1 protein-coding gene is annotated in these 402 nt (G+C 65.9%); it reads left to right on the top strand.

What is annotated here, in order from left to right:
* Positions 1-402, top strand: a 402-nt coding sequence (locus EN850_RS33905; protein WP_136092959.1) for a GNAT family N-acetyltransferase, incomplete at both ends; no start/stop codon positions are given.

The raw sequence follows: 402 nt of genomic DNA, 5'->3' as shown, positions 1-402 counted from the left end.
GCAGATCCGCCGCGCCACCCTGGCCGATGTCGACGTCCTGTCGGCCATCGCGATCGCCACCTACAACGAAACCTGGGGCGATTCCTATCCGTCGCAGGAGCTGCATGATTTCCTGCAGGCGCACTACAGCAGCGAACCGCAGCGCACCGAACTGTCCGACCCGCGCAGCGCGATCTGGCTGCTGATGGACGGTGACGCCGTGGTCGGCTACCTGGCTGCCGGCGCCAACACCCTGCCCCATGCCGATGCATGCGAGGGCGACATCGAACTGAAGCGGTTCTACATCCTGGCCGCACACCAGAACGGCGGCCATGGTGCACGCCTGATGGACGCGTTCATGGCCTGGCTGGATCAGCCGCACCGCCGCACCCTGTGGGTGGGCGTATGGGAAGAGAACTTCGG

The organism is Mesorhizobium sp. M8A.F.Ca.ET.207.01.1.1 (genome assembly GCF_004794715.1).
GTDB lineage: Bacteria > Pseudomonadota > Alphaproteobacteria > Rhizobiales > Rhizobiaceae > Mesorhizobium.
This window is presented reverse-complemented; position numbering and strand designations above follow the sequence as displayed.